We start from the raw sequence: 1,116 nt of genomic DNA, 5'->3' as shown, positions 1-1,116 counted from the left end.
CCGCGTCCGACGTCGCGGCGACGGCGTTGCCGCAGGCGTTGATCGGCGCGGAGACCGGCGCGTCGACCTGGTTGCCGCCGAGCACCGACTTCTCGCCGTTGGTCTCCATGCCGCCGGTGCCGCCCTGGTTGACGACCTTCGCGCCGCCCTTGCAGCCGGCGACGGCGTCACCGAACGCGCCCGCGGACGTCCCGCAGACGTTCACCGGCGCGGCGACCGGCGCGTACACCTGGTTGCCGCCCGCAGCCGACGACTTCCCTGACGTCTTGTTGCCCTGCGAGCCGCCCTCGTTGACGGCCTCCGCACCGCCCTCGCAGCCCGCCTCCGACGAGCCGAACAGGGCGACTGCGTTGCCGCACGCGTCGACCGGCGCGGAGATCGGCGCGGTGACCTGGTTGCCGCCCGCCGCCGAGTGGGTGCCGTCGGTCTGGTCGCCGCCGTTACTCCCCTGGTTGTCGACGGTCGCGCCGCCCTTGCAGCCCGCGTCCGCCGTACCGAAGATCGCGACGGCGTTGCCGCAGGCGTTGATCGGCGCGGAGACCGGCGCGTTGACCTGGTTGCCGCCGCCGACCGACTCCTTGCCGGACGTCTTGCCGCTGCTGCCGCCGCCCTGGTTGACGACCTTGGAGCCGCCGGTGGACGTCGCGTTGGCGTCGCCGAACACGGCCAGGGCGTTGCCGCTGACGTCGATCGGCGCCGCGACGGGCGCCTCGATCTGGTTGCCGCCCAGCAGCGAGCCGGTGCCGTCGGTCGTGTCGGCGAACGCCGCGCCGGGGATGATGCCCGCGCCGAGGGCGACGAAGCCGGCGGTGAGGAGAACGGTGCGACCGCTCTTGGCCCACATACGCATAGTGGTACTCCTAAGATTTTTTGGGGAATTCGGTGGAACATGACTGAGGCAGGCGCGCGTCACCGTCGATCACTGTGCGTGACGACCTGAGGGCGTGGGAGGCCCCATGCGCGGCGGTGCGCCGGCTAGTCGGGTGAGAAGGAAGGCTCGTCCACCACGGCGTTGACCGGGGGAAGACCGGCGCCGAGCCGAGACGCGGGGACGAGCACGGGGCGCGGGGCGGCCGCAGCGGCCACCGCGCGCCGGTGGGGAAGGGCAGCCCAGCC

The 1,116-nt window shown here is 73.0% G+C and carries 1 protein-coding gene; it reads right to left on the bottom strand.

Annotated elements, in window-relative coordinates:
- Positions 1 to 850 (bottom strand): chaplin family protein (locus ACYVE7_RS34430; protein ID WP_460370812.1); only part of this gene is annotated, 850 nt, incomplete at its 3' end.
- Positions 851 to 1,116 lie beyond the last annotated feature (266 nt).

It is taken from the genome of Actinocorallia lasiicapitis, from assembly GCF_054778695.1.
This window is presented reverse-complemented; position numbering and strand designations above follow the sequence as displayed.